The 22662-nt window shown below is 70.1% G+C and carries 20 protein-coding genes; 12 read left to right on the top strand and 8 right to left on the bottom strand.

Features of this window, described 5'->3' with window-relative positions; genetic code table 11:
• The first annotated feature begins 23 nt into the window (after window positions 1-23).
• Window positions 24-1769, top strand: coding sequence for a serine/threonine-protein kinase (locus tag QMK30_RS24140; protein WP_283520407.1), 1746 nt, complete (start codon window positions 24-26; stop codon window positions 1767-1769).
• Between the two features lie 21 nt (window positions 1770-1790).
• Here QMK30_RS24140 and QMK30_RS24145 read toward each other — a convergent pair whose 3' ends face one another.
• Window positions 1791-2600, bottom strand: coding sequence for an SGNH/GDSL hydrolase family protein (locus QMK30_RS24145; protein ID WP_283520408.1), 810 nt, complete (start codon window positions 2598-2600; stop codon window positions 1791-1793).
• A gap of 188 nt (window positions 2601-2788) precedes the next feature.
• On the opposite strand from QMK30_RS24145, the gene QMK30_RS24150 reads away from it, so the two are divergent.
• The 6 genes from QMK30_RS24150 (at window position 2789) to QMK30_RS24175 (ending at window position 11221) form a co-directional block, all read left to right on the top strand.
• Window positions 2789-3184 (top strand): hypothetical protein, encoded by a 396-nt coding sequence (locus tag QMK30_RS24150; protein WP_283520409.1) that lies wholly within the window; start codon window positions 2789-2791, stop codon window positions 3182-3184.
• A gap of 1 nt (window position 3185) precedes the next feature.
• On the top strand, window positions 3186-4289 hold the full coding sequence (locus QMK30_RS24155; protein WP_283520410.1) for a GNAT family N-acetyltransferase: 1104 nt from the start codon (window positions 3186-3188) through the stop codon (window positions 4287-4289).
• A 363-nt stretch (window positions 4290-4652) separates the two neighbouring features.
• On the top strand, window positions 4653-5525 hold the full coding sequence (locus QMK30_RS24160; RefSeq protein WP_283520411.1) for a glycosyltransferase family 2 protein: 873 nt from the start codon (window positions 4653-4655) through the stop codon (window positions 5523-5525).
• Complete coding sequence (locus QMK30_RS24165) at window positions 5522-6538, top strand: glycosyltransferase family 2 protein (protein WP_283520412.1); 1017 nt, start codon at window positions 5522-5524, stop codon at window positions 6536-6538. Before QMK30_RS24160 ends, QMK30_RS24165 begins: the two co-directional genes overlap by 4 nt.
• A gap of 2 nt (window positions 6539-6540) precedes the next feature.
• Window positions 6541-7332: a polysaccharide deacetylase family protein gene (locus QMK30_RS24170; protein WP_283520413.1), complete on the top strand. Its 792-nt coding sequence runs from the start codon at window positions 6541-6543 to the stop codon at window positions 7330-7332.
• Window positions 7325-11221, top strand: a complete 3897-nt coding sequence (locus QMK30_RS24175; RefSeq protein ID WP_283520414.1) for a polysaccharide biosynthesis C-terminal domain-containing protein — start codon at window positions 7325-7327, stop codon at window positions 11219-11221. The genes QMK30_RS24170 and QMK30_RS24175 overlap by 8 nt, the downstream gene beginning before the upstream one ends.
• Window positions 11222-11239: 18 nt before the next feature.
• Here the strand turns inward: QMK30_RS24175 and QMK30_RS24180 are convergent, their stop codons facing one another.
• Window positions 11240-12658: a glycoside hydrolase family protein gene (locus QMK30_RS24180; RefSeq protein WP_283520415.1), complete on the bottom strand. Its 1419-nt coding sequence runs from the start codon at window positions 12656-12658 to the stop codon at window positions 11240-11242.
• 128 nt (window positions 12659-12786) lie between these two features.
• Between QMK30_RS24180 and QMK30_RS24185 the strand changes: the two genes are divergently transcribed.
• Window positions 12787-13881: a DUF5925 domain-containing protein gene (locus QMK30_RS24185; RefSeq protein ID WP_283520416.1), complete on the top strand. Its 1095-nt coding sequence runs from the start codon at window positions 12787-12789 to the stop codon at window positions 13879-13881.
• Window positions 13882-13920: 39 nt separating this feature from the next.
• Here the strand turns inward: QMK30_RS24185 and QMK30_RS24190 are convergent, their stop codons facing one another.
• The gene (locus QMK30_RS24190; RefSeq protein WP_283520417.1) at window positions 13921-14295 is read right to left on the bottom strand and encodes a GntR family transcriptional regulator; all 375 of its coding nucleotides are present in this window, start codon (window positions 14293-14295) and stop codon (window positions 13921-13923) included.
• 106 nt (window positions 14296-14401) lie between these two features.
• Here QMK30_RS24190 and QMK30_RS24195 point away from each other — a divergent pair, with 106 nt between their 5' ends.
• Window positions 14402-14908: a ribonuclease FAU-1 family protein gene (locus tag QMK30_RS24195; protein WP_283520418.1), complete on the top strand. Its 507-nt coding sequence runs from the start codon at window positions 14402-14404 to the stop codon at window positions 14906-14908.
• Here the strand turns inward: QMK30_RS24195 and QMK30_RS24200 are convergent.
• The 4 genes from QMK30_RS24200 to QMK30_RS24215 are packed head-to-tail and all read right to left on the bottom strand — an operon-like array spanning window position 14888 to window position 18387.
• On the bottom strand, window positions 14888-15376 hold the full coding sequence (locus QMK30_RS24200) for a GNAT family N-acetyltransferase (RefSeq protein ID WP_283520419.1): 489 nt from the start codon (window positions 15374-15376) through the stop codon (window positions 14888-14890). The two genes, QMK30_RS24195 and QMK30_RS24200, sit on opposite strands and share 21 nt — an antisense overlap.
• Window positions 15373-16869 carry a tripartite tricarboxylate transporter permease gene (locus QMK30_RS24205; protein WP_283520420.1) on the bottom strand — a complete coding sequence of 499 codons (1497 nt, stop codon included), beginning with the start codon at window positions 16867-16869 and terminating at the stop codon, window positions 15373-15375. The genes QMK30_RS24200 and QMK30_RS24205 overlap by 4 nt, the downstream gene beginning before the upstream one ends.
• 4 nt (window positions 16870-16873) lie before the next feature.
• On the bottom strand, window positions 16874-17407 hold the full coding sequence (locus QMK30_RS24210; RefSeq protein WP_283520421.1) for a tripartite tricarboxylate transporter TctB family protein: 534 nt from the start codon (window positions 17405-17407) through the stop codon (window positions 16874-16876).
• The gene (locus QMK30_RS24215; RefSeq protein ID WP_283520422.1) at window positions 17404-18387 is read right to left on the bottom strand and encodes a Bug family tripartite tricarboxylate transporter substrate binding protein; all 984 of its coding nucleotides are present in this window, start codon (window positions 18385-18387) and stop codon (window positions 17404-17406) included. Before QMK30_RS24215 ends, QMK30_RS24210 begins: the two co-directional genes overlap by 4 nt.
• 137 nt (window positions 18388-18524) lie before the next feature.
• Here QMK30_RS24215 and QMK30_RS24220 point away from each other — a divergent pair, with 137 nt between their 5' ends.
• From QMK30_RS24220 to QMK30_RS24230, 3 genes are all read left to right on the top strand, one after another.
• A complete protein-coding gene (locus tag QMK30_RS24220; protein ID WP_283520423.1) occupies window positions 18525-19220 on the top strand; it encodes a response regulator in 696 nt (231 codons plus the stop codon).
• Window positions 19221-19507: 287 nt separating this feature from the next.
• The gene (locus QMK30_RS24225) at window positions 19508-19954 is read left to right on the top strand and encodes a subtilase-type protease inhibitor (RefSeq protein WP_283520424.1); all 447 of its coding nucleotides are present in this window, start codon (window positions 19508-19510) and stop codon (window positions 19952-19954) included.
• A 198-nt stretch (window positions 19955-20152) separates the two neighbouring features.
• Entirely contained in the window at window positions 20153-21025 is an 873-nt protein-coding gene (locus QMK30_RS24230; RefSeq protein ID WP_283520425.1) for an endonuclease/exonuclease/phosphatase family protein, read from the top strand.
• Window positions 21026-21221: 196 nt separating this feature from the next.
• Here QMK30_RS24230 and QMK30_RS24235 read toward each other — a convergent pair whose 3' ends face one another.
• On the bottom strand, window positions 21222-22520 hold the full coding sequence (locus QMK30_RS24235) for a phosphoribosyltransferase family protein (RefSeq protein ID WP_283520426.1): 1299 nt from the start codon (window positions 22518-22520) through the stop codon (window positions 21222-21224).
• Between the last annotated feature and the right edge of the window lie 142 nt (window positions 22521-22662).

The following is a 22662-nucleotide window of genomic DNA, read 5'->3' on the forward strand; positions in this document are numbered from 1 at the left end:
CTGCGGATGGGGGGGGCTCGTCAGTGACCGAAGAGCCGGGCAACGAGCGGGTGATCGCGGGCCGCTGCCGCCTGCTGTCCCCACTGGGCGAGGGCGGCATGGGTGTCGTGTGGCGCGCCCGGGACGATCTGCTCGGCCGCGAGGTCGCGGTCAAGGAGGTCAGGGCGCCGGCCGGGCTCGGCGGCACCGACGGGCAGCGCCTCTATGCCCGGCTGGAGCGCGAGGCGTGGGCAGCCGCCCGGATCTCGCACCGCAATGTGATCACCGTCTACGACGTGGCCAACGAGGAGGGCCGCCCGTGGATCGTGATGGAACTGGTGCGCGGGCTGACGCTCTCCGACGTACTGGACGCCGAGGGCCCGATGCCGCCGCAGCGGGCCGCGCACATCGGGGGCGAGGTCCTGGCGGCGCTGCGAGCCGCGCACGAGGCGGGTGTGCTGCACCGCGATGTGAAGCCGGGCAATGTACTGATCGCCAATGACGGCCGCGTGGTGCTGACGGACTTCGGCATCGCGCTGGTCGAGGGCAGTTCGGCACTCACCATGACGGGCGAGCTGATCGGCTCCCCCGAGTTCCTCGCGCCCGAGCGCGCCCTGGGGCGCAGGCCGGGTCCCGAGTCGGACCTGTGGTCGCTGGGAGTGCTGCTGTACGCCGCGGTCGAGGGCAACTCGCCGTTCCGCCAGGACACGCCGCTCTCCACGCTGCGCGCCGTGGTCGACGAGGAGCTGCCGCCGCCGCGCCGGGCGGGCGCGCTCGCGCCGGTGCTCGACGGGCTGCTGCGCAAGGATCCGGCGGAGCGGATGCCGGCCGTCGAGGCGGAGCGGTTGCTCCGGATCGTGGCGGCCGGTGGTACGCCGAGCACCGGGGCGACACCGGTCTTCCCCGTCGGATACACACCGACCGTCGCGGCATCGACGCCGAGCGCGTCGCCGATGCCCTCGCCCTACAGCGCCCCCACACCGCCCCCGGGGACCTCCCCCACGACGACCTCCACGGGGCAGGGCCGACCGCGGCGGGCCGGGCTGGTGGTGGTGGGCGCGGCCTTGCTGCTGCTCAGCGTCGGCGGCATCGCGTGGGCGCTGCTGAACAACGGCGACGACCCGGGAGAGAGTGCGGGGAGCACTTCGGGCTCACCGACCGGCAGCGGAGGCGGCACCGGCGGCAAGAGCGGCGGTACCGGCGGCGGCGCGGCGACCGGAGGCAACGGCTCGACCGGCGGGAGCGGCGGCACGAACGGCGGCACCGACGGAGGCGGCGGCACACCGGGCGGCGGCCACGGGGGCGACAACGGCGGGAGCGGTGGGAACGGCGGTGGTGGCGACGGCGGCACGACCAGCCCGCCACCCCGGTCGGTGAAGGTCACCCTGACGGCCGTGCGCGACAGCTACACAGGCGCCTGCCCGCCGCCGGAGGCCGAGGCGCCGGCCTTCGCCGCGACGTTCACGGTCGGCCGGGTCCCCGTCGAGGTCGACTACCGCTGGGTGACGAAGGGCGGCGAGAGCACCGACCCGGGCTGGAAGACGCTGTCCTTCGGCGCGGGCGACGCGAAGTCGAAGCAGGTGAACCACACCGAAGTGGCGTACCTGGCGGACGGGCCCCTGCACAACGAGATCAGCGTGGAGGTCAGGAGTCCGGTGACCACCACGTCCAACGCCGCGGCGTTCTCGGTGACCTGTGAGCAGGAGACCCCGACGGGCGGGGCCTCCTCCTACACGGCGAGCGGTTCCGCCGGCGTTCCGGCCGAAGCGACGGTCAGGCCGCGTCGGTGAACGCGGGCCACCGCGTCGGGGTCAGGCCGCAGCGGTGAAGACGGGCAGATAACCTCCCGACTGGCCCGCTGCCTTCGGGTGGTACGACTCGCCGATGTTGCCCAGGTTCAGGCTGTGCAGCCACGGGGAGCCCGAGCAGATCTCGTGTCCCGTGAACGCCGGGGCGACCGTGGCGAAGGTGTAGCCGTGGTCGGCCGCGCGCTTGGCGGTGGCCGCGTTGAGGTAGTCGGACGCCCCGTTGATCGCGGTGCGCTCCTTCTCGCTCAGCCCGGCGATACAGCCGCCACCGAGCTTGTAGAAGCGGGGGTAGCCGAGGACGACGACCCGCGCGGAGGGGGCCTTGGCGCTGATCGCCGAGTACACGGAGTCGAGCTTGCCGGGCAGGGTGGTGTCGACGTAACCGCGCGCCGTGGCGATCCTGCTCAGGCAGGCCGACTCGGACTGCAGGACGCAGGTCGTCATGACGTCGGCGAAGCCCGCGTCATTGCCTCCGACGCTGATGCTGACGAGGTCGGTCGCCGCCCCGAGCGGGGCGAGCTGACTGCCTGTCACGTCACCCGTACGAGCACCCGAGCAAGCGGTGAACGCGAACGTGGAGGGTGAATTCGCCGCAGCCCACAGGGCCGGGTAGGCGCGGGTACTGCGCTTGCACGAGCCGCTGCCACTGTCGTAGCTGCCGGCTCCGACGCCCGATGAGTACGAGTCGCCCAGGGCTACGTAGTCCAGGGATTGGGCCTGGCCCACCGCCTGCGCCGCGCCCGCCCCGGTGAGGGCGAGAGCAGCGGCGAGAAGGAGTGAGGATGATAGTGCCGCGATTCGGGACAGTTTCATGGAACCTCCCTTTAGCAGGATTTCCGCCACAACTGTCGTAGCAGTCCCACTACTTCGGTGGAAGTGTCCATGCCAAGTTGCTCGGGGCGGCGGATCATCTGCACACTCTCTCCGCATCCTTGACGCGGCTCCGTCGTCTGCGCGACATTGAAGCCCGGCATCCGGCGCTTCAGGGGGCAAAGTCGCCAATGCAGAACATCAGTAACAAGCCAACCGCAGCTGTATCGGAATCGCTGCCCGTGCTCGCGGGCGCGGCGCTCGCCGTATCGGTGGTCGGCGCCGTCCTGGCGCTCACCGATCTGGCGTCACCGCTACGCGCGCCGTTCACTCTCTTCTTCCTGGTCGTGACACCCACGGCCGCCGTGGCCGCAGGCCTGCGCGGCCTGGAACCACTGGGCCGCGCGGTCGCCGCGGTGGCCGGGGCCATCGCGATCGACCTGCTCGTGGCACAGGCGATGCTGGCCATGCACATCTGGTCGATCCGGGGCGGGGTCGCGGCGATCGCCGGGATCAGCGCCCTCCTCTTCCTGCTGACACTGGTGCGGCGCCCCGGCGACCGCACGGCGAGAAGGCATAGCTCCTGACGTGGACATCACCGTGCACCGCCCCGGCGAGCTCACCGCCGCCGACCGGCTGGCCTGGACCGCGATGCAGTCCAAGGCCCATCTCCACGGTTCGCCGGAGCTGGCGAACCCCTTCCTCTCCCCCGAGTTCACGCTGGCCATGGGCCATTACCGGCGCGGGGTCCGGATCGCCGTGGCGCGACAGGACGGCGAGCCCGCGGCCTTCTTCCCGTTCCAGAGATCCGCCACCGGCGTGGGCCGGGCCATCGGTCTCGGAGTCTCGGACGCCCAGGGTCTCGTGCACAGACCGGGATACGAGTGGGACGCACGGGAACTGCTTCGAGCCTGCGGGCTCGCGGTGTGGGAGTTCGACCATCTGGTGCAGGGCCAGCGGGCGTTCGAGACCGGCGCCACCGGATCGTTCGCCTCGCCGGTGATCGACACCCAGGACGGCTACGAGGCGTACCTCGCGCATCTGCGCAAGGAAGCGCCCAAGTTCGTGAGGTCCACCTTGGCAAAGGAGCGTCGGCTCCTGCGGGCGGTCGGCGAGCTGCGGTACGTGCACGACGAGCGGGACCCGCAGATGCTGCGGACGCTGATGCGCTGGAAGTCCGCGCAGTACCGCAGGACCGGGCGCAGCGACCGCTTCACCCAGACGTGGATCATCCGGCTGGTGGAGCACCTGTTCCACACCCGGACGGATTCCTTCAGCGGTCTGCTGTCGGTGCTCTACGCGGACAGCCAGCCGATCGCGGCGCATTTCGGCCCGCGTTCGGAAAGGATCATCTGCTGCTGGTTTCCCGCCTATGATCCGGCGTTCGCGAAATACTCGCCCGGTTTGCTGATGCATCTGCGAATCGCCGAGGCGGCTGCCGCCGAGGGCATCGCGTACATCGATCTCGGCCGCGGCCAGAAGCAGTATAAGGACTCTCTGAAGACCCGGGAGATCTCGGTCTCGGAGGGGTGGGTAATGCGCCGTCACCCGGTCGCTTTCGGACATCGGGCGCACCGCGCGCCGGTCCGGGCTCTGCGCAACACGGTGGTCGAACGGCCCGAACTGTTCGAGCCCGCCGACAGGTTGCTGAAGAGGATTGGAGAGATCCGTTCAGGACGGTCTCACATGTGACCGCCGAAGTGCCGAAGTATGGCCAAAGACGCAAAAAAGTGAGGCTACGTTCCAGGTCTTGCCATACAGTCCCAATCATCAATACCGTCGTACATCCACCTGCGACTGCCCATCATTCAAAGCGACTCTAGGGGAGGGCTCAAGCGTCGCGACGGGGTAGGAGTGGGGCGCGGTAGGGGGGTGCCGTACTCGGTGATCACACATGCGCCGAGCCGCGGGCCGCGCGGCCAGCTATGCCAGCTCGCCCAACCAGTACGGAGAGTCATTCCGTCATGGCCGGGGTGAGAATCCCCCCTTTCGAACCGGAAACTCATCCGGACCGCCCGGGGGCGGGCGGTCCACCGGTGGAGAGGGAAAAGACTCATGAGCTCATTCCTCCGTCCTGCGATATCGGGCGAAGATCCATTGATCACGCCGTCCGAAAACGGCCATGCGGACCACGCGTCCAAGATCGGAGGCGGCCTGATATCCGGCCAGTACCGTCCGATCTCTTCCCACCTCGCCATTGCACCGCCGGTGAGCGTGGTGATCCCCGCCATGAACGAGGCGGAGAATCTTCCCTACGTCTTCAAGACCCTGCCCGACTGGATCCACGAAGTGGTCCTGGTGGACGGGAATTCGACCGACGACACCGTGCAGGTCGCCCGCGATCTGTGGCCGGGAGTCAAGGTCGTGAAGCAGCGCGGAAAGGGCAAGGGCGACGCGCTGATCAGTGGTTTCGCCGCCTGCTCCGGTGAGATCATCGTGATGGTCGACGCGGACGGCTCGGCCGACGGCAACGAGATCATCAGCTATGTCTCGGCGCTGGTCTCCGGGGCCGACTTCGCCAAGGGCTCCCGGTTCGCCAACGGCGGCGGCACCGACGACATGACGCCCATCCGCAAGCTCGGCAACTGGGCGCTGTGCGCCGTCGTCAACGCCAAGTTCGGCGCCCGCTACACCGACCTCTGCTACGGCTACAACGCCTTCTGGCGGCACTGCCTGGACAAGATCGACCTGGACTGCACCGGCTTCGAGGTCGAGACCCTGATGAACATCCGGGTCGTCAAGGCGGGCCTGCGGGTCCAGGAGATCCCCAGCCACGAGTACGTCCGCATCCACGGCGTGAGCAACCTCAGCGCCGTACGGGACGGACTGCGCGTCCTGCGGGTCATCCTCCACGAGCGCGGCAAGCGGCACGGCCGCCGTCGCCCGCCGGCCTTCGCGACGGGCGTGAACCGGGGAGAGGTGTCTTGAGCCACCCGGCCATCTCCGTGGTGATCTGCGTGTACACGGAGGACCGTTGGGAGGACATTCTCGCCGCGGTCGACTCGGTGCGCGCGCAGTCACTGCCGGCCGTCGAGACACTGCTGGTCGTCGACCACAATCCGGCGTTGCTCGAACGGCTCGGCAAGGAGTACAAGGAAGCACGCGAGGAGGTGCGGGTGCTCGCCAACGCGGGCCCCCGCGGCCTCTCCGCGGGCCGCAACACCGGTATCGCCGCCGCCCGCGGCGAGATCCTCGCGTTCCTCGACGACGACGCGGTGGCCGAGCGCGAGTGGCTGCTCCACTTCGCCGAGGGGTTCGAGGATCCGCGGGTGATGGCCGTCGGCGGACGGACCATGCCGGCCTGGGCCTCGGGCCGCAGGCCGGACTGGTTCCCGGCCGAATTCGACTGGGTCGTCGGCTGTACGTACAAGGGGCTGCCCCCCGGCAAGGTGCGGGTCCGTAACGTCCTGGGGGGCAACGCGTCCTTCCGCAGGTCCGCGTTCGACGCGGCGGGCGGCTTCGCCACCGGCATCGGCAGGGACGGCAACAAGCGACCGCTGGGCGGCGAGGAGACGGAGCTGTGCATCCGGCTCACCAACGCGCTGCCCGACGCGGTGCTGCTGATCGACGACCGCGCGGTGATCCACCACAAGGTCCCCCTCGTCCGTGAGCGGTTCGGCTACTTCCGTACGCGTGCCTACGCCGAGGGTTTGTCGAAGGCACTCGTGGCGCGAAGTGTGGGGGCGGGCAAGGGACTTGAGTCCGAGCGCCGCTACACCACCCGGGTGCTGCCCGCGGGGGTGGCCCGCGGGCTGCGCGACGCGGTCCTGGGGCGGCCGGGCGGCGCGGGCCGCGCGGGGGCCATCGTGACCGGAGTCGCCGCGGCGGCCGGCGGGTACGTACTCGGCAGCGTCCGCGCCCGCAGGGGCGGCGCCACGTTCACGGTGCCCGTCCCGGACCGCGTCACGGACTTGGAAGGTGCGCAAAGGGAGGCGCAGTGAACATGCCGGTACCGATCCTGATGTACCACGCGGTGGGGCGCGCTCCGGCGCGGGAGGCGTACGGCCTGTCGGTGACGCCCGAGGCGTTCGCCGGGCAGATGGAGCTGCTCGACGCGGGCGGCTACACGCCGCTCACGACGGCGCAGCTGGCCGACCGCTGGCGAGACGACGCCGCGATGCCCCGCCGTCCGATGGTGATCACCTTCGACGACGGGTACGAGGGTGTGCACCGTCATGCGCGCCCCGTCCTGACCAAGTACGGCTTCGCGGCGTCCCTGTTCGTCTCGACGGGGTGGGTGCGCGGCGCGTACGAGGAAAGGGGCGCCCTGGACACCATGCTCGACTGGAACCAGGTGCGGGAACTCGCCGCCGACGGCACCGAGATCGGCGGGCACAGCCACACCCACCCGCAGATGGACCAGTTGCCCGACAATGAGCTGTGGTTCGAGGCACTGCGGTGCATGGAGATCATCACCGGGGAACTCGGGAACCCTCCCGCTTCGTTCGCCTATCCGTACGGTTACTCCAGCCGCCGGGTGCGGCAGGCCGTGCGCGAGGCCGGGTTCAGCCAGTCGCTCGCCGTGGGAAATGCCCTTGCCGAGCGGTGTCAGGGGCCCTACTCCCTGCGGCGGGTGACCGTACAGCGCAGTACTGGTATCGAGGAGTTCGAGCAACTGGTGGAGGGCCGGTCGATAGCCCGCATCTTCGCCAGGGACCGAGCCCTCACCAAGGGATACGCCGTGGTCCGCAGAGCCCGAGCGGCCGGCCGGAAGGTAAGCAGAACCCGTGTCTGACACGACGACCGCCCAGGCCGACAGCGCGGCGGCGACGCAGCCCCCGCCGGGGCGCCGCCTGCGCCTGCCGGGGAAGGGCGGCGGCAACCCGCTCTTTCGCAACGCCTATGCGCTGATGCTCAATACGGGGATCAGCGCGCTGCTCGGGCTGAGCTTCTGGCTGGTCGCCGCCCGGTACTACTCGGAGTCCGCGGTGGGCCAGGGCTCGGCGGCCATCGCGGCGATGAAGCTGCTGGCAGGCCTGGCGGCGCTGACGCTGACCGGGGCCCTGGCTCGCTTCATTCCGGTGGCGGGGCGCAGGACCGGGCGGCTGGTCTTCAAGACGTACGCGGGAAGTTCCCTGGTGGTCGCGGTGGCCGCCGGGATCTTCCTGTCCACCCTGAACCTGTGGGGTCCTTCGTACAGCTTTCTGCACGGCCCGCTGAACGGCATCGGTTTTGTGCTTGCCGTCGTCGCCTGGTCGCTGCTGACCCTTCAGGACGGTGTGCTGACCGGTCTGCGCAGCGCGCTGTGGGTGCCCGTCGGCAATACCGTCTTCTCCGCGGTGAAGCTGGTCCTGCTCATCGCCATCGCGACGTCGGTGCCGACCGCGGGTGTCTTCGTCTCCTGGGTGGCGGCGATCGCGGTCTCGGTGATCCCGCTGGGCTGGATGGTCTTCCGGCGGCTGGTACCGCGCCATGTGGCGGCCACGGCCCACACCACCCGGCCGCCCACCCTGCGGCAGATGGGCCGCTTCCTGGCCGGTGACTACACCGGCTCGCTCTTCTCGCTGGCCGTCGTCTACGCGGTGCCGGTGATCGTCGCCTCGCAGGTCAGCTCCGAGGACAACGCGTACTTCTACATCACCACGACCATCGGCGGCACGGTCAATCTGCTCGCCATCAACATGGGCGCCTCGCTGACGGTGGAGGGCGCGCACGACCCGTCGACGCTGGCGCAGAACTGCCGGTCCGCGCTGCGCCGCATGGCCCGCATCATGCTGCCCGTGGCGGCGGTGCTGTTCTTCGGCGCCCCGTACATCCTGGGCGTGTTCGGCGAGGGGTACGCGAACGCGGCGACGCCGCTGCTGCGCTGGTTCGCGATCGGTGCGCTGCTGCGCGTCGTCATCGAGGTCTACTTCGCGGTACTGCGAGCCCAGAGCCGCACCTCCGGGCTCGCCTACCTCCAGGGCGCGTTGTGTGTGCTCGTGCTGGGCCTGACGCTGGTGCTGCTGCCGCGGATGGGGCTCGTCGGGGCGGGCGTCGCGGAGATCTCCAGCCTGGCAGTCGTCGCGTCCGTCACGGGCGTCAAGCTGTACCGGGTGGTCAAGTCGGCGCCGCCCCTGGCGGCCGTCCCCGAAGGGGAGCTCGCGGACCGGGCGGACGACAGTGACCGTGACAGCGACGCGGAGCTCGCGGTGGCGGGGCAGGTGCCCGGCGGGCGCTCCGGCGGCGGCTCGGGATCCGACTCCGGCTCCCGCCGGGAGTTCGGGACGCGCTGGGCGCTGCGCTCCGCGCTCGACCAGGACACCATGCCGCTCGGGGTTCGGCTGGACTTCGACCACCCGGAGCGCCGGCCCGATGTGCGACCCGGGCCCGAAACGCCGGCCGCGGGTACGCCCGTGATCGGCGGCGGGGCGCTCGGACACGGCGGGGCCGAGGACGCCGGGCACCGGCCCACCTGGGCGCTCAAGTCGCCGCCCAAGGAGGTCGACGCGCCGCACTCCACCTCGTCCGTCCCCTCCCCCGCGCCGTCGGCCGAGGCGAGCGACGACCCGAAGGCGCCCCCTACCCAGGGGCAGCAGGCTCCCCCGTCCGCCGAGCGGTCCCCGTCGTCCGAGGGGCCCCCGGCACCGGCGGTGTCTCCCGCGCGGCCCGTGAGCCGCTTCGCTTTCCCGCACGCGCGCATCCCGGAGCTGGGCGTGGGCCTGCTCCTGGTGGCCGCGCTGGCGCTGTACTGGCTGCCGGTGCTGGGCATCGGCGAGGCGGACCTCGACCGGATGGGCGGGCTCGGACTCATCTCCGTACTGCCACCGGCGACGCTGATCGGCGCCGGGCTTCTCGCGCTGTCCTTCGCGTCCCTGCTGTGGCTCGACCGGCCACGGACCGTGCTGCTGACGGCCGCGCTGCTCGCCACCGTGGTGTCGCTGCACGCGCTGCCCGGCGTCCTGGAGGCCGAGCCTCGGTTCGCCACCGCCTGGCAACACCTGGGCTTCATGGACTACATCGACAGGTCCGGCTCCGCGGTGCCGGACCTGGACGCGCGCTGGAGCTGGCCCGGCTTCTTCGCGGCGGCCTCCTTCGTCGCCGAGGCATGCGGCATCTCGGACATGTCCTCGGTGATCCGCTGGTGGCCGACTGCCCTGCAACTGCTGTATCTGCCACCGCTGTTCCTGCTCGCGCGGTCCATGCGGGCGAGCTGGCGGGCCAAGTGGACCGGCGTCTGGATCTTTGTCCTGAGCGGCTGGGTCGGCCAGGACTACTTCTCGCCGCAGGGCTTCACCTACGCGCTGTACATCGCGTTCGTGGCGGTGCTGCTCGTCTGGTTCCGCGAGCCGCGGGTGCTGTGGACCAAGCGGCGGCCGGGCGAGGCCGAGGTCAGGCCCGCCGCGCGGCGCGACAAGGCGGTGCTGCTGCTCGTCCTGGTCGGCCTGTTCGCCGCGACGGTCCCCGCGCACCAGCTCACCCCGTTCGTGATGCTCGGGGTGCTCGCCGTGCTGGTCGTGACCGGGCTCTCGACCCTGCGCGGGCTGCCGATCCTCTTCGGGGTACTGGTGGCCGTGTGGATCGGGTTCTTCGCCGAGCCGTACTGGTCGGGGCACTTCGACGAGCTCTTCGGGGGTGTCGGCGGCATCGGTGGCAATGTGACGTCGTCGGTCTCCGGCCGCATCGAGGGCGGCAGTTCCACCCACAAGTTGGTGCTCTACGTCCGGGTGGCGCTGGCCGGCGGTGTGATGGCCTTCGCCTGCTGGGGCTGGTGGCGAAGGCGCTTCAACGGGTACCGCGAGCGGTCCCTGCTGGTGCTGGCTTTCGTACCGTTCCTGGGCTTCGGCATGCAGTCGTACGGCGGCGAAATGGCCCTGCGTGTCTTCATGTTCGCGCTGCCCGGGGCGGCCCTGCTGGCCGGCCTCGCGCTGTTCCCGCGTACCGGCGCCACCGCGGAGGAGCGGGACGCGGACCGCAAGAGCCTGGCACCGCTCGCCGCGCTGATGGCGGGCCTGGTGCTGATCGGCGGCTTCCTGGTCGCCCGGTGGGGCAATGAACCCTTCGAGCGGATCAGGGGCGGCGAGGTCGCGGCGATGGAGTTCGTGTACGAGCACGACGACCCGTCGGTGCGGCTGCTGTGGATGAGCAACGACATCCTGGACAACGTCACCCCCGCCATCCCCTGGGGCGCCAGGGACATGGAGAAGGTCAGCTATCTGCCGACGCTCGCGCCCGCCGACCCGGTGCTGGTGGCGGGCCTGGTCAAGTCGCTCAAGGTCGCCGGACCGAACTCATACCTCATGATCAACCGCAGCCAGTCGGTCTATCTGCAGTTCGACGCGGGCTACTCGCCGACCTGGGAGAAGCGGCTCGTCGCGAATCTCGACAAGCGGCCCGAGCTCAGGAAGGTCCTGTCGAACGCGGACGTGTCGATGTACGCGCTGCGCAAGCAGCCGGACGGGGCGGTCGAGAAGCCGAATCCCGGTCCGATCGGCCCGCAGGTCACCTGGACGCCATGGTCGGTGGTGGGCGCCCTGGCGGCGCTGGCGCTGATCGTGCTGTTGTCGGCGCGTGAGGTCGTACGGGTGGCGGTGGCGCCCAGCGTACGGCAGTTGCGGTGGCTGCAGAGCACGTTCTGGTTCTCTCTGCCGCTGCTGGCGGTGCTGCTCGCCGCACTGGTCCAGCGCTTCGTCACAATGTCCTAGGCGTACGGTCGCCGCCGGTCAGCGCTTGAGCCAGCGCACCTCGTACCCGGCCATGTCGAAGGGCTTCCCGTCCACCTTCGCCTGGATGGGCCGGTCGAGGATGTTCACGACGAGCGCCGCGTCGCCGTCGGCGAGGACCCGCACATTGGGTACGTCGGCGGCGGCGACCTGCACCGCCTCGTAGCGGGTCCCTGGCGGGAACTCCTTCGCGAACCGCGCGAGCAGCGTCAGCATCGGCAGCTCGCTGCCGCCGTCGGCGAGCTGCGTGGAGCGCCACAGGCACCCCGCGCACTTGGCGCCCTTGTTCTGCGGATTCCAGTAGAAGCCGGTGCTCGCCCCGCCGCGGACCATCGCGATCATGCCGGACGCGTGCACGGCGACGCGGTGCGGCTCGCTCCAGCCCTCGCGCTCGTCGTCGTCGTCACCGGGCTCGACGTAGTACTCGGCCCACCACAGCGGCAGCTTGCCGGACTTGGCACGCACCCACTCGCCGACCGCGGTGAGCTTGTCCGTCGCCTTGAACTCGTCGGGCAGCAGCTCGTCGTCGCGGGTGTAGCTGGCGCCGTCGACGACGACGAAGTCCGCGCCCGCCTTCTTCTTGTTCCAGTAGGTGAAGGCGTCGAGTACCCGCTGGTCGACGCTGCCCCAGGGGCCCTTCAGGGACGAGGCGTGGGTCTGGTCGCGGGGCTCGTAGCTGTCCATGACGAGGTACGGGCCGCCGACCAGGTTCTCCTGGTCGACCTTCTTCAGCTCGGCGTACACCAGGTTGTAGAGCTCGGTGTAGCCCTCGTAGTTCCAGCGTTTGCTGCTGTCGTCGAAGAAGCCCTTGAACTCGTTCCAGACGATGAAGTGCCGCACGTCGGGATAGCGCTTGGCGACGGTGGAGGCGAGTTTCGCGAAGTCCTTGTAGTGCTCGGGGCTCGGCGCGGTCTCCAGCGACTTCTTGCTCCAGTTGGTGTTCTCCGCGCCGGCCTTGCCGCCCTTCATCCAGTCGGGGGCGCAGCACAGTGTGATGACGGGCGTGCCGCCCGTCCTGCGGATCAGGTCGACGCGGCTGTCGAGCTCGTCGAACTGGTAGCGGCCGGGTGAGGGCTCGGGGTTCTCCGCGCCCCATCCCATGATGTGCTGGATCTGCGGCAGCGGTTGCGCGGACAGCGTCTCGTCCGCTCTCTCGCGTGCCGCGGCCGTGCCCTCGTCGGCGCTGTACTGCGTGTGCGTAAAACCCCAGCCCAGCTCGGGCGACGGATTGGCGGGCGGCTTCGCCGGAGTGCCGTGCACCTTGTCGCCGTCGGCGGTGGTGCCCGTGTCGTCGCGTTCGCCGTTGCCAGGAAAGGTGCTGCACATCGTCAGCAGGAGGGCGACCACCACCGCGCCCACGCCCAGCAGTGCGGTGATGCGCCACCGCTGCGGCCCCGAGTTCCACTCATGACGTCCCATTACCGGTCAGAGTATCGGTGGGTACCCGCATTTCGGCAGGTTCTTCCGGAACAGGCACGTAGCGTGCGGCGCGGGGCAGCTGGTGAAACCCGGTGCACAAGACCACACCGCGGGGGATCATGGGCGCCATGTCTGCGAACCCTGAGGCCGCACTGCCGATCCGGCTCAATGTCGACGACAGCGATTCACCGTCCGATGTCGTCGACGCGCTGTTCCTCGGCCGTTTCGCGACGGGCGAGCAGCCCTACTCCCACAGCTCATCGATCGACCGGGTCAAACCGGGTGCCACGCTGCTGCCCCCGTCGGCCAAGGTCCTGCGAGCGGCCCGCGACGACGACCGCAGCGCGACGCTCGCCGAGGGCGAGGGCTGGACGCTGCTCGTGTCCCGGTGGAGTCGCGGCGCGGATGTCACGGTGACCGCGGTGACCTCCGAGCTCGCGGAGCAGGTGCTGGGGCAGGCGACGGACGGTGTGCAGGACGAGCCGGAGCCGCAGCCGGAGAACGTCTCGATGGGCTTCTGGTACGTCTCTCCGCGCCGCGGCCCGCACCGCACGAGCCGGCAGATCGCCGCCGGTACGTGGGAGGAGGTGCGGCCCAACTACACGGCGCCGGTGGCCGACGCCATGGACCGCCTGATGAAGGTCACGCCGGACGACATCGCGGGGCGCCTGCTGCTGCTGCACGGCCCGCCGGGCACCGGGAAGACCTCGGCCCTGCGGACACTGGCCCGTTCCTGGCGGGACTGGTGCCAGGTCGACTGCGTGCTGGACCCGGAGCGGCTCTTCAACGACGTCGGTTATCTGATGGACATCGCGATCGGTGAGGACGACGGCTCGGCCAAGGGCCGCTGGCGTCTGCTGCTGCTTGAGGACTGCGACGAGCTGATCCGCGGCGAGGCCAAGCACACGGCGGGCCAGGCCCTTTCGCGGCTGCTGAACCTGACCGACGGCCTCCTCGGCCAGGGGCGGAACGTGCTGGTGGGCGTGACCACCAATGAGGACCTGGAGCGGCTCCACCCGGCGGTTGTCCGCCCCGGCCGCTGTCTGGCCCGTATCGAGGTCGGCTCGCTCACCCGCAACGAGGCGGTGAACTGGCTGGGCACGGCGGAGGGCGTCGGCCGCGACGGCATGACGCTGGCGGAGCTGTACGCCCTGCGGCGCGGCACCGGCCCGGCCTCGGTGCCGGCCCAGCACGAGGTCTCCGACGCGGGCCTGTATCTGTAGGTGCCCGCGAGGGCCCGGTGGCTGCTTCGGGTCCGGTGCCTACTTCGTGTAGGCGGCGCGCAACGCGTCTTCGACGGCCGCCAGCGCCCCGGCCCGGCTGAGCCCGAGCCGTCGCGCCCGGTCGGCGTACGCCTGGGCGGCGGCGGCGGACTGTCGCTCCGCCGCGTCCCCCGCGGCGGCGATGAAGGTGCCGTTGCGCCCGCGTGTCTCGATGACCCCGTCGGCGTCCAGTGCCCGGTACGCCTTGGCCACGGTGTTCGCGGCGAGCCCCAGATCCTCGGCGAGGCCGCGCACGGTCGGCAGCTTGTGGCCCACCGGCAGCGCGCCGGCGTGGGCCTGCTCGGAAATCTGGGCACGCAACTGCTCGTAGGGGGCGGTCGTGTCGTCCGGGTCGATGGAGATGTTCAAAGTCACCGGCCAATTGTCTCCCACGGACGGAAAATGGGAGGCAGGAGCGGATGTCCCGCGCGTAACGTCCGGCCCATGCTGTTGATCGTTCGCGTCACGGGGGGGGGCCGCCATGTCCGCACACCGGGTTGAGATCGCCCTCCTGAAGGCGGGCCGTACGAAGATCCGCTATCCGGCGGCGCTGCTCTCCGACGACGGCACCCGTGTCACGGTCCGAGCACCCTGGGCGGGAGCGGGCGTACGGGACTTCGGCTTCGTGCGGTTCGAGCCGGGTGATGTCTTCACCGAGCACTACTGGCGGGACCGCTGGTACACGGTGAAGGAGGTCAGGTCCGGGGACGGCACGCTCAAGGGCTGGTACTGCGATGTGACACGCCCCGCGGTCGTCCTCGCGGACCGCGTGGAGGTCGAGGACATGGACCTGGACCTATGGGTCTCGGCCGACGGCTCCACGGTCCTGCGCCTGGACGAGGACGAGTTCGAGGAGAGCGGCCTGGCGGACCGCGACCCGCAGGCCGCGGCCGAGTCGAGCCGGGCGCTGGACGACCTGGAACTGCTGGCCCGGGGGCCGGGCCTGACCCACCTGCTGACCGCGGGTTCAGGCCGGTCCGGCGTCTGACCTGCCGGAGCCGTCCGGGACCGGCAGGAGCCGCTTGCGGTAGTGGAAGCGGTCGTAGGCGCGGTCCACGCGCCGCTCCACGAACTCGTAGCCGTACCTGGGGTAGAGCTTCTGATTCTCCCACATGAGCGCGTTCGTGTAGAGCCGCACCTCGGGGAGGCCCAGCACGCGCGCGTGCTCGTCCACGAACGCGAGCAGACGGCGGCCCACCCCCTGCCCATGGGCGTCGGGGTGGACCGCGATGCTGTCGAGGAAGAGGTGGTCCGCCTCGGGGACGAGCACCAGCAGGCCCGTCACCGGGGCGCCGGTGACGAACACCCGGCCCGCCGCTACATTCGCCCCGTGGTCCGCCTCCATCGGGGCGGGGACCACGCCGATCCGCTCGATGTAGGAGTGGTAGGCCGCGTCCGTCACGACCTTCACCCTCGGTACGTCGGCCGAGGTGGCGAGGCGGATGTCGTGGGTCATGCCTTCACATTACGGCGGTGCGGGAGCAGCTTCTGGAGCAAGGGCCAGGCCAGCAGCAGCACGATGACCAGGTAGACCGTCACCGAGAACGGGGTGTTGACCAGACCGGTCACGCTGCCGTCGCTGATCTGCAGCGCGCGCCGCAGCTGCTGTTCGGCGGCCGGGCCGAGGATCACACCGATCACCGCGGGCAGCACGGGCAGCCCGTAGCGCCGCATGCCGAATCCGATCAGGCCGATGATCAGCAGGATCACCAGGTCCAGGGCCTCCCCGCCGACCGCGTACGCGCCGACCGCGGCGAAGAACAGAATCCCCGCGTAGAGGTACGGGCGCGGGATGCGCAGCAGTTTGACCCAGAGCGGGGCCAGCGGCAGATTGAGCAGGAGCAGCAGTACCATGCCGACGAACAGCGAGGCGATCAGGCCCCACACCAGGTCGGGTTCGCGCTCGAAGAGGAGCGGCCCCGGCTGGATTCCGTACTGCTGGAAGGCGGCCAGCATGACGGCGGCGACGGCCGTGGTCGGCAGGCCGAGGGTCAGCATGGAGACGAGTGTTCCGGCCGCCGAGGCCGACGCCGCCGACTCCGGGCCCGCGACGCCCTCGATGGCGCCCTTGCCGAATTCCTCCTTGTGCTTGGAGAGCCGCTTCTCGGTGACGTACGAGAGGAACGTGGGGATCTCCGCGCCGCCGGCCGGGATCGCGCCGAACGGGAAGCCGATCAGGGGGCCGCGCAGCCAGGACTTCCAGGTGCGCCTGAGGTCGGCCCTGCCGAGCCACGGGCGGCCGACCTGGATCGGCTCGCTCGTGGAGCGCCGCAGGTGTGCGGCGACCCACAAGGCCTCGCCGATCGCGAAGAGCCCGACCGCGACGATCACCACGTCGACGCCGTCGGCGAGTTGCAGCGAACCGAAGGTGAGGCGCTGCTGGCCGGTCATCTGGTCGAGGCCGACCAGGCCGATGGTGAGGCCGATGAGCAGCGAGGCCAGGCCTCGGATGCGCGAGGAGCCGAGGACCGAGGTGACGGCGATGAAGGCCAGCACCATGATGGCGAAGTAGTCGGGCGCGCCGATGTCCACGGCGAGTGAGGCGACCGTCGGGGCGAGGACGACCAGCAGGATGGTGCCGATCATGCCGCCGGCGAAGTGGCCGATGGCGGCTGCCGCGAGGGCCTGCGCGCCGCGCCCGGCCTTCGCCATCGGGTTGCCCTCCATGGCCGCGACGACGGCCGCGCTCTCCCCTGGGGTGTTGAGGAGGATGGAGGTGGTGGAGCCGCCGAACATCGCGCCGTAGTAGATGCCCGCGAACATGATGAACGCGCCGGTCGGCTCCAGGCCGTACGTCACCGGGAGCAGCAGGGCGACGGCCATGGCGGGGCCGATTCCCGGCAGTACGCCGATGGCGGTGCCCAGGAGTACGCCGATGGCGGCCCAGAGCAGATTGATCGGCGTGAGCGCCGTACCGAAGCCGTCGATGAGGGAGTTGAGGGAGTCCATCTGCTTACAGCACCTCCATCAGGGGGCCACCGGGGAGCGGGACTCCGAGCAGGTTGTTGAAGACGAAGTAGGTGGCGAGGGAGAGGCCGGCGGCGATGAGCGGGTCGCGGTCGTAGTGCCGGCTGCCCAGTGCGTAGGCCGAGCCCCAGAAGAGCAGTGCGCCGGAGATGGGGAAGCCGAGCGGGTCGATGAGGACCGCGTTGCCGAGGAAGACGCCGGCGAGGAGCAGCACCGTACGCCAGTCGCCCGGTTCGCTCAGGTCGATGTCCTCGCCGCCCTCGGCCTCGCCGCGCCCGCCGCGCAGTACGTCGACGGCGAGCAGCGCGGCGACGAGCAGCAGGGCGATGCCGACGACGACGGGGACGGTCCTGGGGCCGACGGGGCCGCGCTGGGCGATGTCGACGTCCATGGTGAGGGCGTCGGTGAGAACGAGGATGCCGAGGGCCAGCAGCAGCACGCTGACGCCGAGTTCGGAGTGTTCGCGCAGCCAGGTGCGGCGTGCGGAGAGGGGCGCTTCGGTCGTGTTCCCGGTGGTCACAGCCCCAGCTCCTTCAGCACCGAGTCGACGCGCCGGTCCTGCTCATCCAGGAAGTCGCCGAACTTCTTCCCGGTCAGGAACGCGTCGTCCCAGCCCTTCTTCTTCATCGATTCCTGCCACTGGGGCGAGTCGTGCAGCTTCTGGATCAGCGTGACGAGCTTGTCGCGCTCGGCGTGGGTGAGGCCGGGTGGTGCGACGATGCCGCGCCAGTTGGTGAAGTCCGTGTCGAGCCCCGCTTCGCGCAGAGTGGGGGCGTCCAGGCCCTTGGCGCGCTCGGGCCCGGTGACGGCGAGCAGGCGCAGTTCGCCCGACTCGATCTGGTCGAGGTATTCGCCGAGGCCGGAGACGCCGAAGGCGACCTTGTCGCCGAGGATCGAGGCGAGCAGTTCACCGCCGCCGTCGAAGGGGACGTAGTTGACGGACTTCGGCTCGATGCCTGCGGCCTTCGCCATCAGCATCGGGGCGAGGTGGTCGGGGCCGCCGGGTGATGACCCGCCGCCGACCGGGAGTTTGCCGGGGTTCTTCTTCCAGGCCTTGAGCAGGTCACCGAAGGTCTTGTACGGGGAGTTCTTGCTGACGACGACGATGTCGGTCTCTTCGGTGAGCCGGGCGATCGGCGTCGTGTCGGCAAGGGTATTGGGCGACTTGTTGGTGTGTACGGCGCCCACGACGCCCAGGCCCATCGACATGGCGACCTTGCCGTTGCCGTGTTCGCCGACGAGCCGGGTGAGGCCGACGGTGCCGCCCGCGCCCGGCAGGTTGAACACCTCGATGTTGTGGGTGAGCTCGGCGTCCTCGGCGTTCTTGGCGGCGGTCCTGGCCGTGATGTCGTAGCCCCCGCCGGGAGTGTTGGGAACCATGAAGCGCAGGCCTGGGATCTGCGTGCCGGTGTCGGAGCCGCTGCCCGAGGTGAGCAGCGGGGGCCCGACCAGTACCAGCACGGCCGCCCCGAGCAGGGCGAGGGGAGTGCGCATGCGCACCTGGGCCACCACCTGTCCGTTTGATCAGTTCGGCTGATTGTGAAGTGGCCCACATGTTGCCTGTGCGTTAACAACCTGTCTCCCTTCCGCAATCAACGGACGTTGTGGTCGTTGTGGTCGCGACCTAGCCTGGCGCGGTGACCAAGGTGCTGGTGGTGGACGACGACTTCATGGTCGCGAAGCTGCACAGCCGCTGCGTGTCCGCGATGGACGGCTTCACGGTCGTCGGGGTGGCGCACAACGGCGCCGACGCGCTGCGCGCGGCGCGGCTGCTGCGCCCCGACCTCGTACTGCTCGACGTCTATCTGCCGGACATGGACGGGATCACCGTGCTGCGCGAGCTGCGGGCGGCGGAGCAGCGCGACGAGGGCGGGCACACGGTCGACGCCCTGTTCATCACGGCCGCCCGGGATGCGGAGATCATCCGGGCGGCGCTGCGGGCCGGTGCGCTGCATTACCTGATCAAGCCGTTCAACCAGGCCGCTTTGCAGGAGCAGTTGCGGCATGTGGCGTCCCTGCGGACCCGCTTCCACGAACTGACCGAGCTGGGCGAGGCGCGCCAGGAGGACGTCGACCAGATCTTCGGCACCCGCCCGCCGGGCTCGCGCGAGCTCCCGAAGGGTCTGGCGGCTCACACCGCGGAGCTGGTGGAGCGGACGCTGCGCCAGGAGCCCGCGGGGCTGTCCGCCACCGAGTGCGCGAAGGCGGGGGCGCTTTCGCGGGTGAGCGCGCGCCGCTATCTCGAGTTCTTCGCGGATACGGGCCGGGCCGAGGTGACGCTGAGGTACGGCGGGACGGGTCGGCCCGAGCGGCGCTACCGGTGGGTCGGGTAGGAAGCCGTATACGAATGATTTCCGGCCGAAGCGCGCCCTTCGCGGAAATCACCCGTAGGAAACAACCACAGGTCAGAGGGTAGTTTTCTGTTGCACCACCAAGATCTGTCCACATGATGGACAGCCCTTCACGCGCCCTGCGCACCTACTCCCAGCTGGCCGAACGACCATTCGGTAGAGGTTGGTCCGAACGGTGGGGCCGGAAACTGCCGACCGATGTGCACTCACCCTCCGCGTACGCAAGACTCCCGAACGCAATCGCAACAGCGAACGAAAGGGATTCACCCATGCGTAACACCCTCGCCGCGGCCGGTACATTCGCCGCGGCAGCCGCCCTCCTCCTGTCCGGCACCGCGGCCGCAGGCGCCGCGCAGTCCGGGCCCGCCCGCACGACGAGCCTCTACGCCCCGTCGGCCCTGGTTCTCACGGTCAGTAGGGGCGACGATGCCGCAACGGCCACCGTCGAGCGGGCCGTGACCTTGAACTGCGCGCCCAAGCCCACCGGCAGCCACCCCTCCCCCGTGTCCGCGTGTGCGGAACTGCGCTCGGTCGGCGACGAGTTCAACCAGCTGGTGGAGCCCACCTCGCAGCGCATGTGCACGCGCCAGTGGGACCCCGTCATGGTCACCCTCGGCGGGGTGTGGCAGGGCAAGCACGTCACCTGGTCCACCACCTTCGGTAACGCCTGCGAGATGAAGGGAAGAATGGCGGACGGCACGGTCTTCAACTTCTGAGCGTGAGCAGGACGGCGGCCCGGCGCAGGACGCGCCGGGCCGCCGTGCGCGTTGCGCACGCTCCTCCCGAGGAGACCTGGCCGGCACGCGTCTTGGTAGCGTGGAGGTGACAGCTTGCGTCCGCACGCGACGAGGTCCAGGCACCTCATGTGCCGCAGACGACCCGTCCCATAGCCTCGTACAGGGAGACCTCATGCGATGCCGTGTGTCTCCACTTCGAGGAGGCGATGGGTGACCGGAACCGCCGCTCGGTTGCTCGTGGGCGCCGTGGTCGTGGCCTGCATGGCGCTCGTCGGCCCCAGCACACCCAACGGTGCCCGCATCGCCGAGCCACTGCCGGTCGACGCCCCCAAAGATGTCGTACCGAACCGGGTCATGACGTGGAACATCTGCAATCCCTGCAACGAAAGCAGGCACAACCTCGGCCGGGCAGCGGAGATCGCCACATACGCGCCCCAGGTCGTCGGCCTGCAAGAAGCGTGCGTGCGTGACGTCGAGGCGATCCGGGATCATCTGCAGTACCTGTACGGGCTGGTCTACCACGTCGAGTACGGTTCGGTACTGCGCAGTTGGGGCCGCTGCGGGGGACTGCCGTGGAGTCCGGGGGGCTTTGGCCAGGCGGTCCTCTCGGCAGCACCGATGACCGACCGTGTGAACGTGGAATACCCCGACGGCGGATCCGAGGACCGCGGGTACATGGCAGTCACCACCCTCGTGGACGGCCGGCCTGTCCGGGTCTTCAACACACACCTGGCCCAACGACGTCAAGAAGCAGTCCGAGCGGAACAGACCGGCGTACTCGCGGCGGAGGTCGCCCGGCACGACCGCACGATCGTTCTCGGCGACTTCAACGCGGTGCCGGATGCCTCCGAACTCACCGCGATGTGGGGCCTGGCTGCGGACGCAGACCCCAAGTGCGGTTCCTCGGCCACCGGTACCTGCGAGCCGACCACAGACTGGCACAGCAAGTTCGACTACATCTTCCTGCGGGGCTTCGTCCCGCTCGTGCACGGTGTGCACCCCACCCCGTACTCGGACCACAACCTGCTGCACGCCGGCCTGAGGCTGTAGGCTCGCATTTCTGATGTCCCTTTCTCATTGAAGGTGGCCTTCTTCTGGCCCAAGGGACAGGGCAGTGAGACGAACTCCTGTCCTGTCGCATTGAATCTGTCGGATTCCCACTCGGTCTCGGTCGTGCCGGCAGATTCTCAGGCGGGGGCCCTGACGGACAGCAGAGACACACCGTCATCGCAGCGACGGATACCGCTCAGCCGACCGGCGGCGCGCTGCCTTCCGTCAGGTGCCGGATGAACCACGCCCGTGCGAGGTCGGCGACCTGGTCGAGTGCTCCGGGTTCCTCGAAGAGATGCGTGGCCCCCGGGACGATTTCAAGGCGGTTTTCGCAGCGCAGCTCTGCCTGGGCGGCGCGGTTGAGGTCGAGCACCAACGTGTCGTGCCCGCCGACGATCAGCAAAGTCGGTGCTCGTACGTCGCCGAGGCGGGGCGCGGCGAGATCGGGCCGCCCGCCCCGCGACACCACGGCGCCGACGGACGCGTCGTCATCCGCGGCCGCCCGGAGCGCGGCGGCGGCCCCGGTGCTTGCTCCGAAGTAGCCGATCGGTACGGACTCGCGCTCCCGGAGCCAGCGGGTGGCCCCCGAAAGCCTCCGGGCCAGGGTGTCGATGGCGAAGACGTTCGCCCGGTCGGTCTCCTCGGCCGACGTGAGCAGGTCGAAGAGCAGCGTGCCCAGGCCCGCGTCGCGCAGGGCCGCCGCCACCGACCGGTTGCGCGGGCTGTGCCGGCTGCTGCTGGAGCCGTGGGCGAACATCACCACCGCTGTCGCGCCCGCCGGCAGCGCGAGGTCTCCCGCCAGCCGGACGCCGTCTGCGTCCACCTCGACCTCGGCCTCGGCGGTGGCCGGTGCGGACCGGGCCGCCGCCGCTTCGGTCAGGCACGTGATCACTTCCTCGTCCGTGGTCTGCGAGAAGTCCAGGTACCACTTGCCGACGGCGCTGAACAGGTGGGGCCTGGACAGGCACACCACGTCGTCCGCCGCCCCGCGCAACCGGTGGATCACGTCCGGCGGCGCCACCGGCACGGCGAGCACCACGCGGGCCGCGCCCTGCGCCCGTACGACCTGGCACGCGGCGGCCGCCGTGGCACCGGTCGCGACCCCGTCGTCCACCACGATCACCGTCCGGCCTTCGACGGTCACCCGAGGCCGCCCTTCGCGGTAGCACCGTGCCCGCCGCAGCAGCTCCTGTTCCTCCGCGTGCTCGACCGCCGTGAGCTCCGCCTGCCGGACCCCGCTGTGGCGCACGATGTCATCACTGATGACCCGTACGCCGCCCTCCCCGATCGCGCCGAACCCCAGCTCAGGGTGGTAGGGGACCCCCAGCTTGCGTACCACGATCACATCGAGCGGGGCACCGAGCGCCCGCGCCACCTCGTAGGCCACCGGCACGCCGCCCCGGGGCAGGCCGAGGACGACGGGCCTTTCCTCCCGCAGGTGCTCCACTGCTCCGGCGAGACGTCGTCCCGCGTCCACACGGTCGGTGAACATCACAGTCTTCGCCCCCTCTCAGGGGAGAGGGCAGGCACGTCCGTATCTTCGGATTAGCTCTGTTCGCGGCATTTCGCAACTCGGGGCGGATGTGCCGCGGGCTCCGTACACGCTGCGATGCCGTACGAGGGTGGCTACCGTCGAT

Origin of the sequence: Streptomyces sp. H27-C3 (assembly GCF_030063415.1) — a bacterium.
GTDB lineage: Bacteria > Actinomycetota > Actinomycetes > Streptomycetales > Streptomycetaceae > Streptomyces.

What these genes read in the sequence shown, in the direction of transcription:
- QMK30_RS24145 (WP_283520408.1), bottom strand. Translation starts at nt 2,600, where the DNA reads ATGAAACTGTCCCGAATCGCGGCACTATCATCCTCACTCCTTCTCGCC.
- QMK30_RS24150 (WP_283520409.1), top strand. Translation starts at nt 2,789, where the DNA reads ATGCAGAACATCAGTAACAAGCCAACCGCAGCTGTATCGGAATCGCTG.
- QMK30_RS24160 (WP_283520411.1), top strand. Translation starts at nt 4,653, where the DNA reads ATGAGCTCATTCCTCCGTCCTGCGATATCGGGCGAAGATCCATTGATC.
- QMK30_RS24170 (WP_283520413.1), top strand. Translation starts at nt 6,541, where the DNA reads ATGCCGGTACCGATCCTGATGTACCACGCGGTGGGGCGCGCTCCGGCG.
- QMK30_RS24180 (WP_283520415.1), bottom strand. Translation starts at nt 12,658, where the DNA reads ATGGGACGTCATGAGTGGAACTCGGGGCCGCAGCGGTGGCGCATCACC.
- QMK30_RS24185 (WP_283520416.1), top strand. Translation starts at nt 12,787, where the DNA reads ATGTCTGCGAACCCTGAGGCCGCACTGCCGATCCGGCTCAATGTCGAC.
- QMK30_RS24195 (WP_283520418.1), top strand. Translation starts at nt 14,402, where the DNA reads ATGTCCGCACACCGGGTTGAGATCGCCCTCCTGAAGGCGGGCCGTACG.
- QMK30_RS24200 (WP_283520419.1), bottom strand. Translation starts at nt 15,376, where the DNA reads ATGACCCACGACATCCGCCTCGCCACCTCGGCCGACGTACCGAGGGTG.
- QMK30_RS24205 (WP_283520420.1), bottom strand. Translation starts at nt 16,869, where the DNA reads ATGGACTCCCTCAACTCCCTCATCGACGGCTTCGGTACGGCGCTCACG.
- QMK30_RS24225 (WP_283520424.1), top strand. Translation starts at nt 19,508, where the DNA reads ATGCGTAACACCCTCGCCGCGGCCGGTACATTCGCCGCGGCAGCCGCC.
- QMK30_RS24230 (WP_283520425.1), top strand. Translation starts at nt 20,153, where the DNA reads ATGCCGTGTGTCTCCACTTCGAGGAGGCGATGGGTGACCGGAACCGCC.